Origin of the sequence: Halorubrum marinum (assembly GCF_048381195.1) — an archaeon.
Classification (GTDB): Archaea; Halobacteriota; Halobacteria; order Halobacteriales; family Haloferacaceae; genus Halorubrum.
The window spans coordinates 111,245-134,728 of sequence record NZ_JBLWMM010000007.1 but is presented as its reverse complement, the minus strand read 5'-3'; the positions used below and the strand labels follow the sequence as shown (position 1 = coordinate 134,728).

The window sequence follows — 23,484 nt, the reverse complement described above, 5'->3', positions numbered from 1 at the left end:
ATCTATTCCGAGACTATATAAAATCCCGCATCGCGGGAGTTTAGAGCGATCGGTCGGATCCGAGGGCTTTCTCCGAGGGGAGTGATCCCGCCTCGACGAGACGCTCGCCGTCGACTTCTACCGTTGGCGAGCGCACGACGCCGTCGAGGTGGATCGAACTCGCCGTCGAACCGCCCAGCGACTCGTTGTCGCCGACGGCGAAGTGGACGGTCCCGGCCAGTTTCTTGTCCTCGGCAAGGTTGCCGATGAGCTTCGCCGCCGGGTTCGTTCCGACCGCGAACTCCGCGAGGTTCCGCGCGTTCTCGTCGGCGTCGGCGAAGATCTCCCGGAGCTGTGCGGCCTCCTCGCCCCCGGTGACCTCCTCGACGAACCCGTCGACGACCTCCAGCGTGATCGGGTCGTCGAGCCGACCGATCCCGTCCATCGACACGTCGACGACGATGGTGCCGTTCGCCGTTCCTTCCTTCGGATGAGTCGGAGATTCTCCCGGCGGCAGCGTCGCGAAGCCGTACTCCTCGTGGAAGTAGCCGTCCAGCGAGAACGCCTGACAGCCGTCGATGCTGAACGACACGTCCGTCCCGTTGGCGGCGGTGACGCGGACGGACCGCCCGGCGTCCAGCACGTCGCGCACGGCCTCGGTCCGCCGCCGAAGCGCCGGGAAGTCGACGGTCATGGCGCCGTCGACCATCATCTCCTCCGTAACGCCTCGGAGAACGCCGACGCGCGTTCCGGCCTCGGCCGCCCGGAGCCGAGCGTTGGTGTGGGTGATCGCGTGGGTCGTACAGGTGAACGCGACGTCGGCGACGACCATCGCCTCCTCGACCGTCGGCAGCGGCTCGTTCCCGTGACTGTCGAGAAGCGGCATCACCTGTGTCACCACGTCCGCGCCGACGGCGCTCGCGGCGGTCGCGACGGCGTCCGCCACGCCGACCGTTCGCGCGTCGGCGAGCACGAGCACCTCCTCGTCCGGCTCGACTGCGAGACACTCCGAGGCGATGTTCGCGGCGGCTACCGCCATCTCCTGGCGCATGAAATCGCTTGTCATTGACACACAATGTGTGGCCGCAAGCAAATAGGTTTCCGTGGCGTCGTCGCTCCTACGCCAGGAACTGGGCGACCTCCTCGGCGGCGATCCGTCCGAAAACGGCGCCGTTCGCCAGCCCGGTCCCGCCGGGATAGTTGTCGAAGAAGAGCCCACCCGTCGTGTTACCGGCGACGTACAGCCCCGGAATTGGACGGTCGATGGTGTCCAGCGCGCGGGCGCGCTCGTCGGTCGCCGTGCCGCCGAACCCGAACGTGATCCCGCCGGTGACGCGGTACCCGTGATACGGCGGCTCGTCGATAGGGAGCGCCCAGTTGCTCTTCTCGGGGGCGACGCCGTCCGTCGCGTTGCCGTCGAGCACGTCGGGGTCGAACTCGTCCGGATCGGTCCCCGCGTTGAACGCTGTAACGGTCTCTGCCCCGCGCTCGGGTCGGTCACAACCGAGTTCGGAAAGGACACCCGCGACCGTGTCGTCGGAGACCCAACCGCCGGGGCCAGTGGCCCGCATGTGTTCTTTAAGCGGATCGTCGATGACGATGTACGCCTCGTGGCTCGGCTGTTCGAAGATGATCCGCCCGAGCTTCGCGTACGTGTGGGCGCGAGCGTCCTCGCCTTCGTCGAAGAACCGTTCGCCCTCGTCGTTGATCAACACGCCGTACTGGTAGCCGTCGACGCGGTTCGCGCCGCCCTCGTGCGCTGGTGCCGCGCTGTCGATGAGGGCCATATGAGCGCCGCCCCACTGCCCGGTCGCACGTCCGCCGGCGTCGAGCACCATCTCGATTCCTTCGCCCGTGTTGTACCGGCTCCCACGGACGGTCATGGCGTCGTACTCGGGACCGTAGTACCGGGTTCGCTTCTCCTCGCTCGATTCGTATCCGCCGGCGGCGACGACGAGCGCGTCGGCACCGAATTCGGCCATTCCGTCGTCGGTCCGCGCTCGGAGCCCGGCGACCTCGCCGTCCTCGAACAGGACTTCGCGTGCCTCCGTCCGATAACGGAACGTCGCTCCCGCCTCCTCCGCTGCGTCGACGAGCGCACCAACGAGCTGGGGACCGTCGAAGAACGTCCGTGCAGCGGTGTATCCGACGTTGAGCGGCTCCATATCCCACTCGACGCCGAGCTCAGTGAGCCACTCGACGGTCGGGCCGACCTCCTCGACGATCGTCCGTGCGAGCGCGTCGTCGGCCCGGCCGTTCGTCTGGCTCATGATGTCGCGATAGAAGTCGTCCGGCGAGTAGTCGTCGATCGCGAACTCGTAGCCGAACCGTCGGAGGTCACACTCGGTCGAGGCGACGCGGAACGACTCGCTGTACCGCGTGTGCCCGCCCCGCTTGTCTTTCGGCGACTTCTCCAACACCGTCACGTCGAGGCCGAGTTCGGCCGCGCGGTTCGCCGCGGCCAGCCCGGCGATCCCGCAGCCGACGACGACCACGTCCTGGTCGGTAGCAAGCGTCATGCGTACACGATTCGCGGACGGGAACGGGTATAGCTGTTGCGGGTGAATCGGGTCGAAAGGTAACGGCGGCGGCGCTGCGTTCCACCGGCTCCTCTCGGTTTCCATCCCACAGCGGTTCCGGCCGACCCCGGCTACCGAAGCGCCTCCAGTCCGTTCACGTACCGGTAGTACGCCGACCCGATCATGATCGGTCTGACGGTACGGCCGATGGAGGCCCGTTCGACATCGATCCCTCCGTCCTCACCCGTGTCACGAAGCGTCGCCCCGACCGACATCGTCCCCTTCGGATGGCCGATGGTCGTCCACTCCTCGTCGGGATTCCGGACGAACTCGTTGACGACGGTCCCGGGGATGCGCGCGGCCGCACCGAGACAGAGCCCGCTCGTCATGGCGTACGCGTGATGGGGATCCTGCATGCTGATGACGCGGGCGGTGATGTCGATATCGGCGGCGTCGACGTGGCGGTCGACGGTACAGTCGTACGACTGCGGTTCGGAGACGATAGCGAGGTGCGGGAAGATGGGGTACTCCGTCTCCGCGTCCGCCGGGTCGTCGACGAGGCCGAGTTCGGCGCACGCCGCCCCGCGGATGCGTTCGAACCGATCGAGCAGCCCCTCCGTGTTCCGCATCTCTTCCGGGAGCTCCGTGCCGGCCATGCCGATGTCCTCGGCGCGGACGTACGCGATGAGATTCGTCACGTCCACGAGGGAGACGTCGAGCGACTCGCCGTCGACCTCGATCGTGTCGACGGCGTTGCCGGTCGGGAGGGCCGAATCGAGCACGCCGCCCGCCGGATCGAGGAAGTGAGAGTCGACGCGCGCGCCCGTCCCCGGCACGCCGTCGATGTGGTAGTCGCCATATATCTCAGGGACGCCGCGTTCCGTCACCGGAACCTCCTGTTCGATCCGTCCGTCGGCGTTCGTGTTGTAGAGGGTGACCGTCGTCGTCGGGTGCGTGACCTCGACGAGCCCTTCGTGGATCGCGAACGCCCCGACGGCAGCGGTGAGATTCCCACAGTTGCCGCCCCACTCGATGACGGGGTTTTTGACGCCGACACCGCCGAACGTGTACTCCACGTCGGCGTCGTCGCGGTCCGTCGGAGACACCATCATGATCTTGCTCGTGTGTGAGTGCGACCCGCCGATGCCGTCGACTTGAAGCGGGTCGGGCGACCCGTACAGTTCGAGGAGGAACGTCTCGAACAGCTCGTGGTCCGGCTGTATTGGAAGGTCTTCTTTCCGGACGAAGAGCCCCTTACTCGTCCCGCCTCGCATCAACAGGCCGTCAAGGTGGCCCTGTAACTCGCTGTCGCGCTTCGTGTTCATAACAATAGATAATTTTGATACTGAATATATAATTCTACCCCCCACAGCCGGATTTGCCGAACAGTTCGACGAGAGACGGCGGTGAGCCGACCCGTTCCTGGAGCGACGGTGGCAAGATCGACTGACATCCACAGGGATGCCGCGGCCCGTGAGTATATTGCCCCCCGTCGCAAATCCTGCGATGTATGTCATCAGATACCGTTGTCGGAGTTGTCGGTCTCGGACACATGGGCGGGGCTATGGCCCGGAACCTCGTCGATTCGGGGTACGAGACGGTAGGATTCGACGTGGATGCGGACACGCTGGCGGCCGTCGTCGAGGACGGCGTGACGCCGGCCGAATCGACGGCGGATGCCGCCGCGCGGGTCGACGTTCTCATCACGAGTCTACCGACGCCACCGATCGCGGAGGCGGTGTACCTCGGGGACGACGGCGTCGCCGAAGGGGCGACCGAGGACCTCGTCGCGCTGGAGATGAGCACCATCTCGCCGGACACGACTCGGTCGATCGTCGACGAATCGGGGCTCACGCTGCTCGACGCGCCCGTCAGCGGTGGCCCGGAGAAGGCTCGAAGCGGTGGGCTCACCGTGATGGTCGGCGGAGAGCGCGAGACGTACGAACGGGAACGCGTCCGAGCGGTGCTGGAGACGCTCGGCGAGGACGTGTACCATCTCGGAGAGCTCGGCGCCGGTCACACGACGAAGCTGCTGAACAACCAGATCGGGTCGGCCGTCCGTGCAGCCTCGCTGGAAGCGGCCGCCGTCGCGGCCGTGCAGGGGGTCGACTGGGAGCCGTTTATGCAGGTCGTCCGCCACTCCAGTGGCTCGTCCTACCAGTTCCGAAAGCGAATGCCCCGCGTACTCGGACGGGACTTCGAGCCGGGGTTCTCGACGAGCAACACCCGCAAAGACGTTCGCCTCGCGCTCGATATGGCCGACGCCGTCGACGCACCGACGCCGATTACGAGCACGGTCCACGAGCTGTACAAACGCGCGGAGGGGGAGGGGCTCGGTGCGGAGGACAGCATAGCGATCGTCAAGCTGTTCGAGGGAACGACCGGCGTCCCCGTCGAATCCGAAGAGCAGTTCGATGACGACTACCTCGACTGGAAGGATATCTAACGGGATATCTGACCGGGCACAATCCCGGCCGGATGCGATTTCGAGTAGGTTGTTCTGTTGAAATCCTCTTCCCAGTGGTAATCTCGTCTGAAACAGCGGTTCGCTGAAGCCCGCAAATGAACCGGCGGTGCTGGCCGAACAGGGGACCCGTGTTAGGCGGTGGTGGACCCGAAGACCGGCTCTGGATCGGTCGGTTGAGTCGCATCACAGACGCGGATGCGACCGTCGGAGCGGACGAACACGTTCCACGTATCCACCTGGAAGCTGAGGAGAGAACCACCGTCCGTGGCTCTGTCGGAAGGGTCGAACAGCGCGTTGAGGGCGTCCGGGTCGACGTAATCGAACAGCGGTGGGATATCAGTTGGATCAACACCCACGGCGTCTGCGAGTGCCCATATAATAGCCTCTATAGCGGAATTATCGCTTTCGAAATCGTATTCCGCATCAGCGACCGGCGTGCATCCGCGATATACGATTAGTTCTCCTCGGCTGTTCATGTGACACTGACTCTCCCACTCTATAAAATGTTGTCGTAAAAATGTGCGTGACAGTACGCCCTCATTCCGGTTTTGAGCAGTTGAGGTGCGGAAGAACATCGACTACAGCGGACTTCAACGGAGCCGACGAGGGACGATTTCGATCGGCGACGGTTCGACCGGGTGCGATTTCGACCGGCGACGGTTTCGACCGGATGCGATTCCGCCCGGGCAACGCTTATACGCCGACCGACCGTCTCGGTCGGTAATGGTCGAAACACCCGAACCCTTCGAGTTCGACTACTCGGCGACGGGGATCGTGTACGGGCGGGGCTGTGTCGCGAGGCTCGGCGACGTGCTTGATCGGCACGGCGTCGAACGAGCGATGGTCGTCACCGGGTCGAACGTCGGCGCGAACCGGGACGTGATGGAACCGATAACGGACGGGCTCGGCGACCGGCTCGTCGCCGTGTTCGACGAGACGACCCCGGAAAAGAGGCTCGAAACGGTGCTCGACGGCGTGGACTTGATGGCCGAACACGACGTCGACGTGCTCGTTGGCGTCGGCGGTGGGAGTTCGCTGAACGTCACGCGCGCCATGTGCGCTATCGCCCCGCTCGGCTGGAGCCGGGATCGCGTCGTCGAAGAGGTCGTCGCGACGCGAGACGTGCCGTCGCCGGACGACGAGGCCGCGCTCGTTCCAAACGTGGTCGTCCCGACGACGATGCCGGGTGCGGACGTCTCCGCGGGCGGAAGCGTGTTCGTCGCCGACGCGGATCTCGCGCCGGACGCCACCGGGTCCGGCCGGATCGATGCGACCGTCTCCGACCAGCGGCTGATCGCAGCGGCGAACGTGTACGACCCGAACCTGTATGCGACCACACCGACGGGCCCCCTCGTCTCCTCGGCGATGAACGGGTTCGACAAGGGAATCGAAACGCTGTACTCCAGCGAATCGACGCCGATCGCGAACGCTCACGCGATCAAGGCGCTCCAGCACTACCGCGTCGGCCTTCCGGACCTCGTCGCGGCGGACGCCGGGGACGTGGCGTACGATCACGCCGTGCTGGCCACGGTCCTCGTCCAGTACGGTCGGAAGACCAACATCGTCCACACGTTCGGCAACGGGATCTCGCTGCACTACGACATCCAACAGGGTGCGGTCCACAGCATCGTCGTCCCCCACGTGCTCCGGTACGTGTTCGACACCGCGTACGCTCACCGCCACCGGATCGCGGAGGGGCTCTCGATCGACGTGGAGGGGATGGACGACGGTGCCGTCGCCGAGGCCATCATCGAGGAGGTGCTCGTCGTTCGCGACGCGCTCGGACTCCCGCGTCGCCTCCGCGAGATAGACGGGATGGAGCGCGATCACTTCGAAGCGGTCGCCGAGGACGTCCTAGACAACCACAAGCACGCACGGAACCCGCCGGGGATCGACCCGACCGTCGAAGACGTCGTCGCCGTCCTCGAAGCCGCGTGGTAACGAGCGAGAGCGAAGTCAGGGCTGACGCTGGTGAGGCGCGGCGATGCCGTGATCCGGCGGTCCTGTGATCCGGCAGTGCTGTGGTGGAGCGACCCGCGCCCCCGATTAGCGCGGACGGTCGAGTTCCGGCCGTCGCCCGTCGGCCACTGCCTCGACCGCGGCGCGGTGTTCCGGGTCGGTGACGCACTCCCACTGCTGTTCGTGAGCCGCCGCACAGTACTCGGCGAACGAGCGCGTCGTGTCCACGAGCGCCTTCGTGTTCCGGACCGCTCGCGCCGGCTTGTCACGGATCTCGTTCGCGAGGTCGCGGGCGATCCGCATGAGAGTCTCACCGGGGACCACGTCGACGACGAGCCCCAGCTCTTCAGCGTCGCTGGCAGTGATGTCCCGCCCCGTGAGCAGGTACTCTTTCGCCTTGCTTTCCCCAATGAGACGCGGCAGCGTCCACGCACCGCCGTCTCCGGGGACCAGCCCGATGTTCACGAACTGCTCGCGGAGGAACGCTCCCTCCGCCATCACGCGGAGGTCACACGCCAGCGCGAAGTCACACCCCGCCCCGACCGCCGGACCGTTCACCGCCGCGATGGTCGGTTTCTCGCCGAAGAGGAGTTGGCGGTTGACGTACTGGACCGCCCAGAGGTGTGCGCCGTACGTCGCGGCGTTTTTACGGTCCTCCCGTCCGTCCATGTCCGAAACGTCTGCACCGCTGCAGAACCCCTTTCCGCGGCCCGTGAGGAGAATGACGTAGACCTCGTCGTCCGCCTGCGCGTCGAGCAGGCGCTCGTTGAGGGCCGCGAGCATGTCCCCGTCGAACGCGTTGTACGTCGCGGGCCGGTTCAGGGTGATCTCCGCACGCCCTTCGGTAACCGCGTATTCGATACCGTCGCCTGACACGCCGTTCTCGGACATACCCGCCGATCGACGGCAGAGCGCTTAAAAGGTCGGTCCGGGTACGCGGCGGCGGTGTAGCGGTCCGCGATTACGTCTCGGTCCGGAGTCGTTCCAGTTCTTCGGGACCGTAGCCGGCGATCTCAGCGAGCACTTCCTCGGTGTGCTCGCCGAGTAGCGGCGCCTGCTCGACGGTCGGCTCCGCGACGCCCGCGAACTTGATCGGCATCCCCGGAACCGGCACCTCAGAGCGACCCTCGCCCTGGTTCGGTAGGCGATGGATCATCCCTCGGTCTTCCAGGTGTTCGTCGTCGATCACGTCTTCGACCGTCTGGACCGGTGCGCAGGGCACGCCGTCGCCGAGGAGCTGATCGACGACCTCGTCGGTTCGCCGTCCGTCGAGCCACGCCGTCACAGCGTCGTCGACCGTCTCTCGTCGCTCCGCGCGCGCGGACTTCGAATCGTACCCCTCGACGCCGACGAGGTCCTCACGGCCGATCCGGGTCGCGAGCGCCTCCCAGTGCCGCTCGGAGATACAGATGATCGCGACGTAGCCCTCGTCGGTCGGATAGACGTTGTACGGCGCGATGGCGAGCCCGGAGTGTTGGTTCCCCGTACGCGGCGGCGCGTCAGACCGCGAGACGTGCGCTGAGACGGGAGAAGCGAGCGTCGGGTACATGCAGTCGTACATACCGACCTCGACGTACCGCCCCTCGCCGGTCCGTGAGCGCTCGAACAGGGCGCTCGTGATCCCGAGCGCGAGGTGAACCGCGCCGAGGAAGTCGCACACCGCCGGTCCCGCCTTGACTGGGTCGCCGTCGGGAAAGCCCGTGGTGTGGATCAGTCCGCTCATCGCCTGGACCGTGAGGTCCATCGCCGGGTAGTCCGCGTACGGGCCGGAGTCGCCGTACCCGGAGCCGTGCGCGTACACGAGCTCCGGGTTCGCTTCGCTGAGGGTGTCGTAGCCGACTCCCAGCTCGTCCATCTTTCCCGTGGCGAAGTTCTCGAGGAGAACGTCGGCCTCGGCGGCGAGGTCGACGAGCGCTTCTCGTCCGGCCGCCGACTTGAGATCGAGCGTGATCCCTCGCTTGTTCGCGTTTAAAAACTGCACCTGCGGCGGCTTTCCGTCTTCGCTCCGGGTGCGGACGTTCTCGCCCCACGGCGGTTCGACCTTGACGACATCGGCCCCGAGATACGACAACAGCAAGCCGCAGTACCCGCCCTGATAAATTTGTCCGAGGTCGAGGACCGAGATCCCGTCGAGTGGCCGTGACATACACCCGCACGTCCGTTGAGTGTCGATAAATAGCTGCCGGAGCGGGGAGTCACGTGTTCCGCTTTCCGAGCGAGCTACTCCAGTGTGAGCCCCTCGGGATGTCGCTCGTAGTGTTCGAGGAGACCGCCAGCGTCGTACACTGAACGCAGGGCTGGCGACATCGGCTCGGTCTCGACCGACGCACCCGTGGTCTGATTTCGAACGACACCGGCTTTCAGGTCGACGACGACCTCGTCGCCATCCGAGACGACGTCTGTGACGCCGGGCGCCGTCACGACGGGCAGACCGATCGCGACGCCGTTTCGATAAAAGAGCCGCGAGAACGACTCGGCGACGACGGCGCTGACGCCCTTCACTTTCAGGGCCTTCGGTGCCGTCTCACGGCTGGAGCCGGAGCCGAAGTTCTCGCCGGCGACCACCACGTCACCCGGCTCGAACGCGTCGTGAAAGTCGGGCGCGATCGGCTCGAACGCGTGCTCGGCGATCGTCTCTATCGACTCCGAGAAGTAGTCGGTGGGCGTGATGTAGTCCGTGTTGACGTCGTCGCCGAACAGGTGGGCGACTCCCTCGAACGCCATCGTCACACCTCCCTCGGGTCGGTGATCCGACCCGTGATCGCCGTCGCCGCGGCGGTCGCCGGACTGGAGAGGTAGATCTCCGAGTCGTCGTGGCCCATCCGCCCCTTGAAATTCCGATTCTGCGCGGCGAGACACACCTCGCCCTCGCCGAGGACGCCCATGCCGAGCCCCGGACAGGCGCCGCAGGTCGCGTTCGTGACGACCGCGCCCGCGTCGTTGAAGATCCGAACGAGTCCGTCTCGCTCGGCGCGCCCGTAGATCTCTCGCGAGGCGGGCGTGACGAGGAGCCGCGTCATCGGTGCGACCTCGTGCCCGTCGAGTATCTCGGCCGCGACCCGGAGGTCCTCGTACTTCCCGTTCGTACAGGAGCCGAGGAAGACCTGGTCGACTTCCACGGGATCGACCGCCGAAATCGGGTGGACGTTCGCCACGTCGTGCGGCACCGCGACCTGCGGTTCGAGGTCGGTCACGTCGATCTCGTACGTCTCGGCGTACTCCGCGTCGTCGTCGGCGTAAATCGGGTCGAACGGCTCGTCTGTACGGTCCGTGACGTAGTCGATGACCACGTCGTCGACGGGAGTGAAACCGAACTTCGCCCCGAGTTCGATCGACATGTTCGTCAGCGTGATACGGTCGTCGAGCGGCAGCGCTTCGACCCCGGGGCCGCGGAACTCGACCGCCCGATACCGCGCCACGTCGGTGCCGTACTCCCCGGCGATGTACAACAAGAGGTCCTTCGAAGAGACGTGTTCACCGAACGTCCCCTCGATGTCGAAGGCGATCGTCTCCGGAACCCGGAACCAGTTTTCCCCCGTCGCCAGCGCGTAGGCGATGTCGGTGTCTCCGAGGCCGGTACTCGCGGCACCGAACGCGCCGTGGGTCACGGTGTGGGAATCGGAGCCAACAACGAGCTCGCCAGGCCGGATGTGTCCCTTCTCGGAAAGCACCTCGTGGCTGATTCCCGTTCCGACATCGTAGAAGGTGACCCCCGGATGATCGCGGACGAACTCGCGGATGCCCGCCTTTTCCGTCGCGTTGGTAACCCCGTGCGAGGGCGCCTCGTGGTCCAGCACGACGACGACCTGCGAGGGGTCGTGCAGCTCGTCGACGCCCATCTCTTCGAGGGTGTACGCGATACCCGGCGTGTGGATGTCCTGCGTCATCACCACGTCGACTTCACAGACCACGTGATCCCCCGGCGATACCCGCTCGGTGTTCGAGGCTGAAGCCAGTACGGCCTCGGCCATCGTGTGACCCATACACATCCGTAGCGACCCGCGTAATTAACTGTGATGGATACTTGTGCGTGTGTCATCACGTCATCGCGCACCGGCCGCGTGGCCGGAGGGCGGACAGCCCGTCGAGCGGTCGAACGAGCCGGCCGCGACGTCGGTTAGACCGGAGACCGCCCGAAATACGGACCGAAAGCCGCCTGAGAGGTGGATTTAAGCGCGTGCGTCAGGATATCACGTGGTGATCATGTTCAACAGATCGGTGCGGCTGCCATGAACCTCGAACTGGACGGGAAACGCGCGTTGGTGCTCGCGTCGAGCGGCGGGATCGGGCTTGCATCGGCGACCGCACTCGTCGAAGAGGGAGCCAGCGTCGTCATCAGCTCCCGGAGCGAGTCGAACCTGTCGGCGGCGCGCGAGTCGATCCTCGACGAGACCGGTGCCGACCCCGATCGCGTCTCGACGCTGACCTGTGACCTCTCTGCGCCCGATGCGATCGCAGAGCGGGTCGAAACCGCCGTCGATCGGCTCGGCGGACTCGACGTCCTCGTGACGAACAGCGGCGGCCCGCCGAAGATCGGATTCGAAGAGGCGACGATCGAGCAGTTCGACGACACCTACGAACTCGTGTTAAAGAGCGTGATCGTCGCCATCGACGCGGCGATGCCCGCGCTGACAGACGGTGGCGGCGCGATCACGAACCTCATCGCCACCTCCGCACAACAGCCGGAGGCGAATCACGTTCTCGGGAACACGATCCGGATCGGGGTCTATGGCCTCTCCAAGTCGCTCGCGGCGGAATACGCCGATTCAGGCGTCCGGGTCAACTGCGTCTGTCCGAAAAAGGTCGGACCGCTCACGCAAACGGAGATCGACCGGCCCACTCACATCGACCGGTACGCCGAGGAGCACGGGCTCGATTACGAGACCGCCCGCGAGGAGTTCATCGCCGACATCATCCCGCTCGGTCGGCACGGCGAACTCGAAGAGTTCGGGCGAGCAGTGGCATACGTCTCCTCGCCCGCGGCGAGTTACGTGACGGGACACAGCCTGAACGTCGACGGCGGCTGGGCACACGCGCCGTTTTGAACTCCGGACTGTCGCCTCGGTGTCGACGTTCGGATCCGCTGCTGCCACACGGATCTGCTCCCGCCTCTCACTCTCGCGGGACGAGAAGCGTCATCAGCGTGGCCACGCCGGCGATCCCCGCGAGCACGAGAAACGCGAAGTTGAGCTGACCGAGGTCGCCGAGGAATCCGACGAATATCGGGCTCATCGCGCCGGTCAGGATCCACGAGGTCCGTAACAGCCCGAGGCCGGACCCTTTGATGCTGTCGTCGAGCGTGTTGGCGATGAACGTGTTCGTCACGACGCCGAGCCCGTTCCGGTGGCTGAGCAGGACGGTCAGCGCCACGATGTGCACCACGCTGACCGCGAGCTGCAGGGCGACGAGTCCCAGAAAGAACATGCCCGCGACGAGCATGAGGGTCCACTTCGAGCCGAACCAGTCCCGGAGCATTCCGGTCATCGGCTGGATCACCACTCCGAGCGCGAAATACGAGCCGTACAGCAGCGCGGCGGTCTGCGCGGAGAATCCCTTGACCTCGATGAGATACGTCGGATAAAACCCGAGGAAGCCGTTGCTGACGAACGCCGTCACGATGTGGATCCCGACGACGAGCGGGATGCCGCCGCCCACCACGGCGGTCCGGAGCTGCCGCAGCGTGTCCATCGAAAACGTATCGGTATCTCCCGTGCTCTGAGACGTTCGCTTCGGGACGAACAGGTAAATCGATACGGAAACGACGACGAAAAGCGGGATCAGCACCCCGAATCCGAGCCGCCAGCTCGCGTAGCCCGCGATTGCGACGGCGATCGCCGGCAGCACGGTGTTGCCGATGCTGCCGGCTGCCATCGTGATCCCGACGGCAGTGCCGGCGCGGTCGGTGTAGATGTCCGTGAAGATAGTGAACCGGTGGGGGCCGTACAACCCCGTCGCGAAGCCGAACGCGACGGTGGCCGCGAACAGCGTCCACAGCGAAAACGAGAACACGACGAGCAGGAGTGCGACCGTCGATATCACCGTGCTGGCGACGAGAATGTTCCCCTCACCGTAGCGGTCGCCCAACACGCCGCCCGGGAACTGTCCGAGCGCGTACGCCAGCCAGAGCGCGCTGAGGAGGAACCCGGCGACGGTGAGATCCATTGCGAACGCTTCCCGGAGAAACGGGAGGATAGAGGGGTATATGTAGCGTATTCCGATCGAGAGGAACCACCCGGCACCGACGGCAGCGAGCACCCAGCCGTTCCCGTCGCGAGCGAGATCGGCCGCCATCTCCCGGGCGTTCCGGACGAACTGCGTGTAGAGACTCACGATCGGTTCCGTACGATCGTTTCGCGCATCCAATATATGAGAGTTAGGGAACCGGGCTTTTTGTGCCAGTCCGTCGCGCCTCGACGCGACTCCCCTGCGAACCGGTTGCAGATCCCCGAGGCCGGTAGCTTTAGGAACTCCCGACGGTCATCTCCGGACATGACCTACGGAGCAGCGTTTCGGTCGCGTATCGAATCGAACGAGATTCTCGTGGCACCCGGCGTCCACGACCCGCTCTCGGCACGGATCGCGGAACAGGTCGGATTCGAATCGGTCGCGATGACCGGAAACGGGACTTCGCTGTCGAAAATCGGGAGACCGGACGTGGGCGTGATGACGCTCTCTGAGATGGTCGAGAACGCGACGTACATACAGGAGACCGTCGACGTCCCGGTCATCTCGGACGCCGACAACGGGTTCGGAAACGCGGTCAACGTCGAACGGACCGTCCGCGAGTTCGCTCGCGCGGGCGTTGCCGCAGTCCACATCGAGGACCAGACGTTCCCGAAACGTTGCGGATTCGTGGCGGGGAAGCGCGTGATCTCTCGGGAGGAAGCCGTCGGGAAGATCCGAGCGGCCGCCGCCGCGCGCGACGAACACGCCCCCGACATGGTGATCATCGCCCGGACGGACGCTCGCGGGGCGGCAGACGGCTCGCTCGAAGAGGCGATCGACCGCGTCAACGCGTACTGCGAGGCCGGGGCCGACGTCGCGTTCGTCCAAGGGGCCGCGGATGTCCCGGAGTTGGAGCGCGTCGTCGAGTCCGTTGATTTCCCCACGCTGTACAACTGCAGCGGCGGGTCACCGATCGTCTCGATCGAGCGCGCCGAGTCGCTCGGCTACGACGTCGTGATGTTCCCGCGGATGTCGACGCTGCCGACGATCGAGGTGTTATTCGAACGCTACGGCCGCCTCCACGACGCCGGGATGGACGGGTGGCGGGAGACGAAGGCTGCTTTCGAGGACGTTCCGGTCGAGAGCTACGACGCGTTCGCCGGTGTCCCCGCTGTACTGGAGTGGGAAGACGAGTATCTCCCGGATCCGTAAGCGCCGAGCGCTTTCATGAACGCCCGGGTCGACGACGAGCACGAGAGATCCGCCGGAGCCGTAACCCTTTAGATACCTTCCGCGAGTGCGTACGTCATGACGACGGCAACAGAGATGGCGGAGTTTTCGGTAGAGACATCGTTCGAGGACCTTTCGGCGGCGGTCGTCGACGGCACCAAAAAGCGGCTGCTCGACTCGATCGCGATCGCTGCCGGCGCGGTCGGTGCCGAGCCGGTCGAGATCCTGCGCGAGACGGTCGACGAGCTCGCACACGACGGTTCGACGAGCGTCTGGGGCTCCGACGAGCGAACCTCCCCGCCGCTCGCGACCGCACTCAACGGCGGGATGGTTCGGTATCTCGACTTTATGGACGCGTACCTCCTCTCGGGAGAGGTACCCCACCCGAGTAACAACGTTGCGCCCGCGGTCGTCGCGGCGGAGTACACGGACTCCTCCGGCGAGGAACTGCTGACGGCGATCGGAATCGCCTACGAGATCCATTACCAGCTGGGCAAGCACGCGCCGCTCATGGACCGCGGCTGGGACCACGGGACCTACGTCTGCTTCGCGTCGGCCGCGGGCGCGGGGACGCTGTTCGACCTCGACGAGTGGGAGCTCGCGAACGCGATCGGGATCGCGGGCGCCGGCCACAACGCGCTTCGCGTGACTCGCACGGGCGATATCACGATGTGGAAGGGACTCTCGGCGTCGAACGCCGGGCGAAACGCGGTCTACTCCGTGATGCTCGCGAACAACGGGATGGAGGGCCCCGTGGACGTGTTCGAAGGCCAGAAGGGATGGAAAGAGATCGTCGCCGGGGAGTTCGACGTCGAGTACACGGCGTGTGAGGCAGTGACCGAGACGATGACGAAGAAGTACATGGCGGGAACCGTCGCCCAGACGCAGCTCGACGGATTAGAAGAGCTGCTCGACCGCGAGGGAATCGCCGGTGACGAGATAGCGCGTATCGACGTGGACACCTACAAGCGCGCGAAGGTCATCATGGGCGGAACCGGAAAGGAGGGCGAGTCGGGGAATCGCCATAACGTGGCGAATCGCGAGCAGGCGGACCACAGCCTCCCGTACACGATGGCCGCGCTCGCGCTCGACGGCGAACTCGGCGACGATCAGTACGAGCTCGACCGCATCCGCGCGGACGACGTCCAAGACCTCCTCAAACGGATTCACATCCACGAGGACCCCGAACTCACCGAGCGGTACGAGGCGGGCGAGATGCCCGCCGTGATCCGGTTGGAGACGACCGACGGTGAGACCTACGAGATCGAACAGCCGTACTTCGAGGGACACCCCGAGACGCCGATGTCGTGGGAGCAGCTCACGGAGAAGTTCGCACTCCTCGCGGACGGGGTGTACGACGACGATCAGCAGGCCCGAATCGTCGAGACCGTCCGGAACATGGAGAACCACGACGCGCGCGAGCTGGTCGAGACGCTGGTCGTTACGTAACGCCCCCGGTCAAGGAGACGCTGGTCGACGTACACCCCCGGTCGAGGAATCTGTGGACGGCTCGGGACACGCGAACCCACACAGAGGGCGGAAATGAGGGGGAACGACTAAGACGAGGCGAGAACATTTCACACGATATGGTCGTTATTGCAGCCGTAGACCGATCCGAGCGCGCAAAAAAAGCGGTCTCCGAGGCCGTGAAGATCGCGGACGCGTTCGACGACACGGTCCACGTCGTCCACGTCCTGAGCAAGTCGGAGTTCCTGGAGTTAGAGCGCACTGAGGTGAACAAAAGCGGGCGAGCCATCGATATGGACCGCATCCGCACGCACGCTGCGGAACTCGCGGAGAAAGCGTCGAGCGAGGCCGCGAACGCCGACGAATTCCCCGTCGACGTCGAGTACGTCGGGCTGGTCGGCGACGCCGTTTCGCGGATCATCGAGTACGCCGACAGCCAAGACGCCCGATACATCGTCGTCGGCCCGCGGAAGAAGTCACCCACTGGAAAAGTCTTGTTCGGCAGTACGTCCCAGCAGGTGCTTTTGAGCGCCAGCTGTCCGGTCGTCGTGACGATGGCGGATTCGTAGCCTCGAACGTCGGCCGAATGGATGCGTGCGCGTCCGCCCGACAGCTTCCCGCCAGACAGCTGCCCGCTGCGATCTTCGGATGCTCGACCGATCTGCCAGCTTGGCAAGCTATATGTCGACACCCTCGATGAGTGTGGTATGGACTTTCAACCCACCGCGGAAGAGCGACTGATCCAGCGCGCGGCCGAGCAGCTCGCCGAGAACGAGTTCGCGGCGGACGCGTTCACGTGGGAGGACGAGTTTCCTCGCGAGAACGTCCAGACGCTCGCCGAGCAGGGGCTACTCGGTATCGCGCTCCCGACCGAGTACGGCGGCGGCGGCGGCTCGGTCGTCGAGGTGCTGCTCGCCCAAGAGGCGGTCGGTCGGATCTGTCCCGACACCGCACACGTCCTCTCGCGGTCGTCGATGGGCGCGCCGCGAGCCATCGGTGCGCTGGGAAGCGACTCGTTGAAAGAGCGGTTTCTCCCGCGGGTCTGTACGGGCGACCTCGTCATGTCGGTCGCCATCTCCGAGGCCGAGGCCGGGTCGGACGCGGGCGCGATGACCACTTCGGCGTCCGTCGACGGCGACACCGTGACGATCAACGGTCGGAAGCTGTGGGTGACGAAAGCGGACGTCGCCGGCGCGTTCCTCGTGTACGCCCGGTTCGACGACGGCAACGTCGGTGCGGTCGTGGTCGAGAAGGACGCACCGGGGTTCTCGCTCGGCACTGCCTCCGAGAACATGGCGGGTCACGACCAGTACGAGCTGGTGTTCGACGACTGCGAGGTGCCAGAAGAGAACGTGTTGGTGTACGGCGGCGGCGAGTCGTTCAAACAGCTGCTGATCGAGTTCAACGTCGAACGGTGTCACAACGCGATGATGTGCGTCGCTTGCGGGCTGAACGCGTTTGACAAGGCGCGTGAGCACGCGGCGACACGCGAGCAGTTCGGGCAGCCGATCGGCGAGTTTCAAGGGATCGGGTGGAAGTTCGCGGAGATGGCGACACGGCTGGAATCGGCTCGGCTCCTGATATACCGGGCCGCGTCGAACGCGGTCGACGGCTCCCCGTCGCGGCTGGAGACGTCGATGGCGAAGGTGGCCGCGAACGAGGCCGGGGAGTTCGCCGTCGACGAAGCGCTCCAGATCCACGGTGCGATGGGCTACAGCAAGGAGAGCCCGATCGAGTACCTGTACCGCTGGGTCCGCGGCTGGAGCATCGCGGGCGGCACCGTCGAGATCCAGCGCGACACCATCGCCGAGCAGCTCCGGAAACACGGGCTGGACTGACGGGCTATTCGTCGCCGACGTCGACGACGGTGTCGCCGCGACCGCCCAGCGCCGAGCCGAGCGCCGACACGTCCGGACACGCGTCCACGTCCCACAGCGCGTCGAGTACCGACTCGCGCTGTTCCGGTTCGAGCACCTCCTTGGAGAGGTCGCGGAACTTCTCTTCGACCGCTTCCGTCGACAGCGGCGATTCCGCGGCGCCGCGCGGGTGCGTCACCAGCCGTTCCAACCGCTCACCGGCGGTCGTCTCGACGATGACGGTCGCTGGCCGGGTCTCCGGATACAGATCGTTCATCGCGCTCGTCTCCGCGACGGTGACGCAGTCGAGCAGCCGCGAAACGTCGTCGTCGGCCGCGTTCTCGGGGTCGAACCTATCGAGCGACGCGTCGCCCGTCGCGAGTGCGACAGCGACGCCGAAGGGGAGGCTCATCTGCGCGTCGAGCAGGTTGTCGATCGACGCGTTGTCGTGGCGGGCGGCCAGCCCGTACGTCTCGACGCGGATCGATGCGACATCGTCCGGGGTCATCCCTTCCTCCCGCATCGCGAGCACAGCGTCGATGGGGCCGTGAATGTGTCGACAGCAGGGGTACGGCTTCAGGTACGACTCGGTGACCGCGAACGGGTCGCCGAGTCGCTCGAACGGCGTTCGGTCGTGAGCGTCAGCGAACGCGTCGAGGAAGCCGTCCTCGCCGCCGAGGATCGTATCCGGTCCGTCGAAGCCCGTCGCCGCCAGCTCGGCGGCCATCACGCCCGCCATCGCGGCGCGGCCGGGGTGGAAGCGTTTGGACATCGACCCCTTCGCGAGGAACTCGAAGAGCCCGCCGGCTTGCGTCCCTGCGAGTCCGAGCGCGTGCGCTGTCTCGGTCTCGTCGAGCTCGAGCACACGGCTCGCCGCGGCCGCGGCGCCGAAACAGCCCGCTGTCGCGGTGGCGTGAAACCCCCGCTCGCGGTGGGAGGGCTGCACCGCGACCGCGGTCGCGACCACCGCCTCGTACCCGGCGACAACTGCCGTCAGGAGTTGCCGACCGTCGGCGCCGTGCGGTTCCGCGAGCGCGAGCGCAGCAGGGATCACCGGGCTCCCGGGGTGCGCCGAGGCGCCACGATGGCCGTCGTCGACATCGAGCGCGTGCGCGGTCGTGCCGTTCGCGAGCGCCGCGATGTGAGGGATCGTTCGCTGGTCGCGCCCGATGACCGTCGACGCGTCGCCGTCGAAGGTGTCCGAGTACGCAAGCATCCGAGAGCCCGCATCAGTCGTCACTCCGGCGTAGCACGCACCGACGGTGTCCACGAGGGCCTTTCTGGTCGCGTCGAGAACCGGTTCATCGAGATCACCGCAGTCCACCGCCGAGACGAACCGAGCGAGCCGTGCAGTCGGTTCCGTGTCGTCTCCATTACTCATAGCCGCTCCGACGCGTCGGCCCGAGTTAAATCCACGCCGATCGCCGGGGTTCCGGCAGGTTACCATTTATGCACTCACGGTTAGACGGAGAAGCATGGATTCAACGAGTCAGCGCCTCGCGGCGTACGTTGCAGATATCTCGTTCGCGGAGCTCGACGACGACGTGGTCGACCGAACCGCGGAGGTCGTTCTCGACACGGTCGGCTGTGCAATCGGGGGATTCACCAGCCCGCCGGCGAAGGCGCTTCGCGAGGAGTACGCCGCTCACTCGGGCGGAGACCCCGCGCGGATCGCCGGGACGGATCGAACGGTCCCCGTCGAGTACGCGGCGCTGATCAACGCCACGATGGCACGATACCTCGACTACAACGACTGTTACATGGGTCCGGACGGCGCGTGTCATCCGAGTGACCACGTGCTCGCGCTGATGGCCGTCGCAGAGGCGGAGGGCGCGACCGGGGCGGAGCTTGTCGAGGCGGTCGTCACGGCCTACGAGGTACAGTGTCTCGGGATGGATCAGGCACCGGTCCGCGCACAGGGGTTCGACTACGTGGCGTGGGGCGCGTACTCCAGTGCGGCCGCGGTCGGGAAGCTGATGGGACTCGACGGGGACGACCTGGTGAATGCGATCGGGATCGCCGGGACTGCGAACGCGCCGCTATACGTCGGTCGGCGGGACAGCGTCTCGATGTGGAAGGGGGTCGCACACCCGTACGTCACGCACAACGCGATCCAGGCGTGCCAGATGGCACGCGCCGGGATGACGGGCCCCGCAGAGGTGTTCGATGGAACGTTCGGCTTCCGCGAGGTGGTGTCACCGAACGAGCTGACGTTCGGCGATCCTCCCGCTGGCGACGGATACCGAATCATGGAGACGGGAATCAAGTACTACGCGTGCGGCTATTACATCCACTCGGCGGTCACGGCCGTCTTGGAACTGCGCGCGGAGTACGCGTTCGATCCCACAGACGTCGAGTCGATCCACGTCGACACGTTCGATCACGCGGCGACCGTCCTCGCCACTCCTGACAAGTGGAGCACGACCCAGAACCGCGAGACGGCCGACCACAGCATTCCGTACACCGTCGCCGCCGCGCTCGTCGACGGCGAGGTGACGCCGCGGCAGTACGCGACCGATCGACTCCGTGATCCGGCGATTCACCGGGCGATGGAGACGGTGACCGTCGACGCCGATCCGGCGCTCACCGCCCATCGCGAATCGAATCCGAAGCACATCCCGGCCCGCGTCACGATCGGCGTCGACGGGGCCGAGTACACCGCCCGTGTCGACGCTCCCCTCGGGCACGCCGAGCGCCCGATGAGCGACGCGCAGTTCGACGAGAAGTTCCGGTCCCTCTGTGACGGACTGCTCGGAGACGAAGCCGTCGACGACGCTATCGAGCGCTCTCGGAACGTCCATCGCCTCGAAACGGTCGACACCCTGCTCGACGCGCTCGTAATATGAGCCGCCGGCACCGTCCCAACACGCGGTTATCTGCCCCATCACCACAGCGCGCGCCGCTCACGCACGGCGCGCGGAATCCGCGTGTGCTGAACGCGTTCGAGCCACTTGCGGTAGCGGTACGCTTATTAGTCGTTCCCTGATACCACTACCCATGCTCGATATGCTCGAAAAAGAACGACCCGACTTCCTGTTTCTCGGTGGGGTGATCGTCCTTACGGCGTACTTCGTGTACGCGACTGCGTCGCTCACTCGTCCGGACTCCGCGGCGGTTCCGTGGGTGATCCTCACGATCATGATCGCGTCACTCGCGTCTATTCTCGCCTTGAAGCTGTTCGGCGACCGCATTCGGAGCACGCTCGGCTTGGCGGAGCGAGAGAAGTGGTTGGATATCGGTGACGAAGCGGAAGACGAGGAGGCGATGTTCGATATCGATCTCGTTGGCGTCGGCAAAGAGCTCGTTATCATCTCCGTGTACGTCCTTGGGATGCTCTACGTCGGCTTCTTCACGTCGACAGTCGTCTTCATCACCGCCTACATTCTCGTCAAGGAGACGTCGCCGCTGAAGCGCCGGCTCGCGTACGTCGCGATCTGGAACGTCGGCGTACTGGGTATCCTGTACGTGCTGTTCGTTGAACTGCTCAACGTCTCCGCCATCTTCCGGCTCGGCTTCCTCCCCTGACCGGACGCGCGCGACTCGGCTTCCGTCATCGAACGAACCCGCGCCGGATATCAACCGTTCTCGCGCCCGCCGTCCGTCTCACTCCGCTACACGTGGCGCTTCTGTGCGCTCCGTTCGCTCCGCCACGGCCCTTCATTCGGTTCCCTCCGCTCTTTCTGTTCGCGCGTCGCGCTCCGGGCACGAGCCCGCGCACGCCTGCGACACCGCCACACCGTCAACACCACCGCAACACCGCACCGCTGTATCGCCACACCGTCACACCACCGCAACACCGCACCGCTGTATCGCCACACCGCCGCAACACCACACCGTCGTCCACGCTCCGAGACGATTCATCGGCAGACAGGGATCGCGGACCGTGTCGGACGGTGAGGCCGTTGGAGAGGTCTGAGCCGACGGTCGATTCTCCGCTGTTCGTCGTTGGTACAGAGGTGTGACGGAGAGCGGTGCGGGGCGGGGTGGTCACAGGAGGCGGTGACAGCGGTCGCCGTCCGGAGAACAACGAGTAGAGGGTCGAGGCCAGCAGACGGAAGCCCCCCGGTCGTGATAGGTAGAAAGGAGAAGCGGAGAGAAGAGCGGGCTCGGAATCAGGCCGAAACGGAACGGATCAATGGGGTAACGGCGGAGGTCGTCGGACGGCGATCGGCCGCTTCGACTACATGAAGCGGTCGAGAATCTTTCCACCCGGGAGGAAGAACATCAGCATCGACACGGCGAAGAACGCGATCAACACGAGGTTCGTCGTTCCGCTGAAGAACGCCAACGTAGCCGAGCCGCTGTTGAACCGCATCGCGAGGTGGTAGTTGTGCTCGAGGATGCTCGCGAGGATGAACGCGATGAGGAACGGCACTCGGCTGATCTTCAGGTAGATGAGGATCACGCCGATCACGGCGAACAGGATCGCAATCAGGACGTCGAGCGCCGAGCCTCGCACGATGAACACCGCGGTCAGCGCCAGCACCGTGATTGCGGTGAGCAGCAGCGGGATCGGGACTTTGAGAACGGCGGTGAGCTGCTCAGCGGCCAGCAGTCCGATGATCGACGTGAGGATGTTCGACATAACCAGCGCGATAGCGATGACGAGCACGAGGTGCGTCTCCTGGGTCAGGACGCTCGGTCCGGGGAACACGCCGTGCATCAGCATCGCGCCGAGGAAGATGGCCATCGTACCGCTGCCGGGGACACCGAGCCCGAGCGTCGGGAACAGCTGTCCGCCGTCCTTCGCGTCGTTGGCGGACTCGGGGGCGATGATCCCTTCGTAGGACCCCTTCCCGAACTCCTCGGGGTGCTTCGAGGACTGTGCGGCCTGCGCGTAGGAGATGAACGCCGCGGCAGAGCCGCCGGCACCGGGAATCGCGCCGACAACGAGTCCGATGATGGAGCTCTTAAACCAGAGCCACTTGTGTTCAAGCATCACTTGGACGCCCTTCGCGATGCTGCCGTCCATCTCGATCCGTTCGAAGTCGACGATGGTGTTGCGGTCGAGCGAGGAGATCCGGACGATCTCGGCGAGCGCGAACAGCCCGATGAGCATCGCAACGAGTTCGACGCCGTCGTACAGGATGAGCTGCCCGAGCGTGTATCGCGGCTCCGCAGTCTGTGGTGCGAGCCCGACGAACGCGACCATCGCACCGATAGCGGCCGTCAGCACCCCGTACAGGGGACGGTCGGCGACGATGAACGGGATGATTATCAACGCCCAGAGGATGATCCACGCGATCTGCCCGGGACCGAACAGGAGGACGAGATTGATCATCAGCGGGAGCGCGAGGATGAAGATCACCGACGCGAGGATGGCACCGGTCGCCGAGGAGATTGAGGAGACGGTGATCGCGGTCACCGACTCGCCCTTCTGTGTGAGCGGGTAGCCGTCGATGAGGGTCGCCGCGTTGCTGGCGGACCCCGGCGTGTTTATCAGTATTGCCGTGATCGACCCGGAGAACGTGGTCGCGCCGATACCCGCGCTCAACAGCGTGAACGCCTGAAATTGGTCGAGTCCGAGCGTGAACGGGAGTAGAATGGTGAGAACGACCACACCACCCATTCCGGGTATCGTTCCGATGATCATCCCAGCAACCACGCCGATGAGAATAAACATCCAATTTCGCGCGACTATCGCGAGTGCTTGGCTCAGATTGTCCCAGAGCCACGAGAAGTGCCCCGACAATCCATCGATAAGTAGGATGGTTGCCACATCATGCCCTATGAGTACGTCCCCCATAGAGTGTAGGAGCGACCGGTGTCATTTATAATTATCCCTACCGCTCACGGCTGATACCTACGAAACCGAGTCCGACAGATCGAGGTCGCTCAAGTG

The 23,484-nt window shown here is 65.4% G+C and carries 20 protein-coding genes; 9 read left to right on the top strand and 11 right to left on the bottom strand.

The window, feature by feature from the left end; genetic code table 11:
* Positions 1-40 precede the first annotated feature (40 nt).
* The 3 genes from ACNSN4_RS14175 to ACNSN4_RS14165 all read right to left on the bottom strand — a co-directional run bounded on the left by ACNSN4_RS14175 (position 41) and on the right by ACNSN4_RS14165 (position 3,823).
* Positions 41-1,045: an aminopeptidase gene (locus ACNSN4_RS14175; protein ID WP_418286497.1), complete on the bottom strand. Its 1,005-nt coding sequence runs from the start codon at positions 1,043-1,045 to the stop codon at positions 41-43.
* A gap of 52 nt (positions 1,046-1,097) precedes the next feature.
* Positions 1,098-2,498: an FAD-dependent tricarballylate dehydrogenase TcuA gene (gene tcuA, locus ACNSN4_RS14170; protein WP_418286496.1), complete on the bottom strand. Its 1,401-nt coding sequence runs from the start codon at positions 2,496-2,498 to the stop codon at positions 1,098-1,100.
* 131 nt (positions 2,499-2,629) lie between these two features.
* Positions 2,630-3,823, bottom strand: coding sequence for a 2-methylaconitate cis-trans isomerase PrpF family protein (locus tag ACNSN4_RS14165; protein WP_418286495.1), 1,194 nt, complete (start codon positions 3,821-3,823; stop codon positions 2,630-2,632).
* 185 nt (positions 3,824-4,008) lie between these two features.
* Here ACNSN4_RS14165 and ACNSN4_RS14160 point away from each other — a divergent pair, with 185 nt between their 5' ends.
* Positions 4,009-4,944 (top strand): NAD(P)-dependent oxidoreductase, encoded by a 936-nt coding sequence (locus tag ACNSN4_RS14160; RefSeq protein ID WP_418286494.1) that lies wholly within the window; start codon positions 4,009-4,011, stop codon positions 4,942-4,944.
* 152 nt (positions 4,945-5,096) lie between these two features.
* On the opposite strand, the gene ACNSN4_RS14155 is transcribed toward ACNSN4_RS14160, so the two are convergent.
* Entirely contained in the window at positions 5,097-5,441 is a 345-nt protein-coding gene (locus ACNSN4_RS14155) for a HalOD1 output domain-containing protein (RefSeq protein WP_418286493.1), read from the bottom strand.
* Between the two features lie 247 nt (positions 5,442-5,688).
* Here ACNSN4_RS14155 and ACNSN4_RS14150 point away from each other — a divergent pair, with 247 nt between their 5' ends.
* On the top strand, positions 5,689-6,906 hold the full coding sequence (locus ACNSN4_RS14150) for an iron-containing alcohol dehydrogenase family protein (protein ID WP_418286492.1): 1,218 nt from the start codon (positions 5,689-5,691) through the stop codon (positions 6,904-6,906).
* Positions 6,907-7,011: 105 nt separating this feature from the next.
* Here ACNSN4_RS14150 and ACNSN4_RS14145 read toward each other — a convergent pair whose 3' ends face one another.
* The 4 genes from ACNSN4_RS14145 to ACNSN4_RS14130 all read right to left on the bottom strand — a co-directional run bounded on the left by ACNSN4_RS14145 (position 7,012) and on the right by ACNSN4_RS14130 (position 10,907).
* A complete protein-coding gene (locus ACNSN4_RS14145) occupies positions 7,012-7,815 on the bottom strand; it encodes an enoyl-CoA hydratase/isomerase family protein (protein ID WP_418286491.1) in 804 nt (267 codons plus the stop codon).
* Positions 7,816-7,885: 70 nt separating this feature from the next.
* Positions 7,886-9,070, bottom strand: a complete 1,185-nt coding sequence (locus tag ACNSN4_RS14140; protein ID WP_418286490.1) for a CaiB/BaiF CoA transferase family protein — start codon at positions 9,068-9,070, stop codon at positions 7,886-7,888.
* A 74-nt stretch (positions 9,071-9,144) separates the two neighbouring features.
* A complete protein-coding gene (locus ACNSN4_RS14135) occupies positions 9,145-9,648 on the bottom strand; it encodes a LeuD/DmdB family oxidoreductase small subunit (RefSeq protein WP_418286489.1) in 504 nt (167 codons plus the stop codon).
* 2 nt (positions 9,649-9,650) lie between these two features.
* Entirely contained in the window at positions 9,651-10,907 is a 1,257-nt protein-coding gene (locus tag ACNSN4_RS14130; protein WP_418286488.1) for a 3-isopropylmalate dehydratase large subunit, read from the bottom strand.
* Positions 10,908-11,153: 246 nt separating this feature from the next.
* Between ACNSN4_RS14130 and ACNSN4_RS14125 the strand changes: the two genes are divergently transcribed.
* On the top strand, positions 11,154-11,969 hold the full coding sequence (locus tag ACNSN4_RS14125) for an SDR family oxidoreductase (protein ID WP_418286487.1): 816 nt from the start codon (positions 11,154-11,156) through the stop codon (positions 11,967-11,969).
* 67 nt (positions 11,970-12,036) lie between these two features.
* Here the strand turns inward: ACNSN4_RS14125 and ACNSN4_RS14120 are convergent, their stop codons facing one another.
* Entirely contained in the window at positions 12,037-13,254 is a 1,218-nt protein-coding gene (locus ACNSN4_RS14120) for an MFS transporter (protein ID WP_418286486.1), read from the bottom strand.
* A 159-nt stretch (positions 13,255-13,413) separates the two neighbouring features.
* Between ACNSN4_RS14120 and ACNSN4_RS14115 the strand changes: the two genes are divergently transcribed.
* The 4 genes from ACNSN4_RS14115 to ACNSN4_RS14100 all read left to right on the top strand — a co-directional run bounded on the left by ACNSN4_RS14115 (position 13,414) and on the right by ACNSN4_RS14100 (position 17,624).
* A complete protein-coding gene (locus ACNSN4_RS14115; RefSeq protein WP_418286485.1) occupies positions 13,414-14,301 on the top strand; it encodes an isocitrate lyase/PEP mutase family protein in 888 nt (295 codons plus the stop codon).
* A gap of 96 nt (positions 14,302-14,397) precedes the next feature.
* Positions 14,398-15,768 (top strand): MmgE/PrpD family protein, encoded by a 1,371-nt coding sequence (locus ACNSN4_RS14110; protein WP_418286484.1) that lies wholly within the window; start codon positions 14,398-14,400, stop codon positions 15,766-15,768.
* A gap of 137 nt (positions 15,769-15,905) precedes the next feature.
* Complete coding sequence (locus tag ACNSN4_RS14105) at positions 15,906-16,355, top strand: universal stress protein (protein ID WP_418286483.1); 450 nt, start codon at positions 15,906-15,908, stop codon at positions 16,353-16,355.
* Positions 16,356-16,493: 138 nt separating this feature from the next.
* The gene (locus ACNSN4_RS14100; protein WP_418286482.1) at positions 16,494-17,624 is read left to right on the top strand and encodes an acyl-CoA dehydrogenase family protein; all 1,131 of its coding nucleotides are present in this window, start codon (positions 16,494-16,496) and stop codon (positions 17,622-17,624) included.
* A 4-nt stretch (positions 17,625-17,628) separates the two neighbouring features.
* Here ACNSN4_RS14100 and ACNSN4_RS14095 read toward each other — a convergent pair whose 3' ends face one another.
* Positions 17,629-19,023 (bottom strand): MmgE/PrpD family protein, encoded by a 1,395-nt coding sequence (locus tag ACNSN4_RS14095; RefSeq protein WP_418286481.1) that lies wholly within the window; start codon positions 19,021-19,023, stop codon positions 17,629-17,631.
* Positions 19,024-19,117: 94 nt separating this feature from the next.
* On the opposite strand from ACNSN4_RS14095, the gene ACNSN4_RS14090 reads away from it, so the two are divergent.
* Both ACNSN4_RS14090 and ACNSN4_RS14085 read left to right on the top strand, forming a co-directional pair.
* Entirely contained in the window at positions 19,118-20,488 is a 1,371-nt protein-coding gene (locus ACNSN4_RS14090; RefSeq protein WP_418286480.1) for an MmgE/PrpD family protein, read from the top strand.
* Positions 20,489-20,639: 151 nt separating this feature from the next.
* On the top strand, positions 20,640-21,167 hold the full coding sequence (locus ACNSN4_RS14085; protein ID WP_418286479.1) for a tripartite tricarboxylate transporter TctB family protein: 528 nt from the start codon (positions 20,640-20,642) through the stop codon (positions 21,165-21,167).
* 655 nt (positions 21,168-21,822) lie between these two features.
* Here ACNSN4_RS14085 and ACNSN4_RS14080 read toward each other — a convergent pair.
* Positions 21,823-23,388 (bottom strand): tripartite tricarboxylate transporter permease, encoded by a 1,566-nt coding sequence (locus ACNSN4_RS14080; RefSeq protein ID WP_418286478.1) that lies wholly within the window; start codon positions 23,386-23,388, stop codon positions 21,823-21,825.
* Positions 23,389-23,484 lie beyond the last annotated feature (96 nt).

Excerpts from the sequence above, each read along its gene's own strand:
- ACNSN4_RS14175 (WP_418286497.1), bottom strand. The coding sequence starts at position 1,045 with ATGACAAGCGATTTCATGCGCCAGGAGATGGCGGTAGCCGCCGCGAAC.
- ACNSN4_RS14165 (WP_418286495.1), bottom strand. The coding sequence starts at position 3,823 with ATGAACACGAAGCGCGACAGCGAGTTACAGGGCCACCTTGACGGCCTG.
- ACNSN4_RS14095 (WP_418286481.1), bottom strand. The coding sequence starts at position 19,023 with ATGAGTAATGGAGACGACACGGAACCGACTGCACGGCTCGCTCGGTTC.
- ACNSN4_RS14155 (WP_418286493.1), bottom strand. The coding sequence starts at position 5,441 with ATGAACAGCCGAGGAGAACTAATCGTATATCGCGGATGCACGCCGGTC.
- ACNSN4_RS14090 (WP_418286480.1), top strand. The coding sequence starts at position 19,118 with ATGGATTCAACGAGTCAGCGCCTCGCGGCGTACGTTGCAGATATCTCG.
- ACNSN4_RS14125 (WP_418286487.1), top strand. The coding sequence starts at position 11,154 with ATGAACCTCGAACTGGACGGGAAACGCGCGTTGGTGCTCGCGTCGAGC.
- ACNSN4_RS14105 (WP_418286483.1), top strand. The coding sequence starts at position 15,906 with ATGGTCGTTATTGCAGCCGTAGACCGATCCGAGCGCGCAAAAAAAGCG.
- ACNSN4_RS14100 (WP_418286482.1), top strand. The coding sequence starts at position 16,494 with ATGGACTTTCAACCCACCGCGGAAGAGCGACTGATCCAGCGCGCGGCC.
- ACNSN4_RS14115 (WP_418286485.1), top strand. The coding sequence starts at position 13,414 with ATGACCTACGGAGCAGCGTTTCGGTCGCGTATCGAATCGAACGAGATT.
- ACNSN4_RS14130 (WP_418286488.1), bottom strand. The coding sequence starts at position 10,907 with ATGGGTCACACGATGGCCGAGGCCGTACTGGCTTCAGCCTCGAACACC.
- ACNSN4_RS14135 (WP_418286489.1), bottom strand. The coding sequence starts at position 9,648 with ATGGCGTTCGAGGGAGTCGCCCACCTGTTCGGCGACGACGTCAACACG.
- ACNSN4_RS14160 (WP_418286494.1), top strand. The coding sequence starts at position 4,009 with ATGTCATCAGATACCGTTGTCGGAGTTGTCGGTCTCGGACACATGGGC.
- ACNSN4_RS14150 (WP_418286492.1), top strand. The coding sequence starts at position 5,689 with ATGGTCGAAACACCCGAACCCTTCGAGTTCGACTACTCGGCGACGGGG.
- tcuA (WP_418286496.1), bottom strand. The coding sequence starts at position 2,498 with ATGACGCTTGCTACCGACCAGGACGTGGTCGTCGTCGGCTGCGGGATC.
- ACNSN4_RS14140 (WP_418286490.1), bottom strand. The coding sequence starts at position 9,070 with ATGTCACGGCCACTCGACGGGATCTCGGTCCTCGACCTCGGACAAATT.
- ACNSN4_RS14110 (WP_418286484.1), top strand. The coding sequence starts at position 14,398 with ATGACGACGGCAACAGAGATGGCGGAGTTTTCGGTAGAGACATCGTTC.
- ACNSN4_RS14145 (WP_418286491.1), bottom strand. The coding sequence starts at position 7,815 with ATGTCCGAGAACGGCGTGTCAGGCGACGGTATCGAATACGCGGTTACC.
- ACNSN4_RS14080 (WP_418286478.1), bottom strand. The coding sequence starts at position 23,388 with ATGGGGGACGTACTCATAGGGCATGATGTGGCAACCATCCTACTTATC.
- ACNSN4_RS14085 (WP_418286479.1), top strand. The coding sequence starts at position 20,640 with ATGCTCGATATGCTCGAAAAAGAACGACCCGACTTCCTGTTTCTCGGT.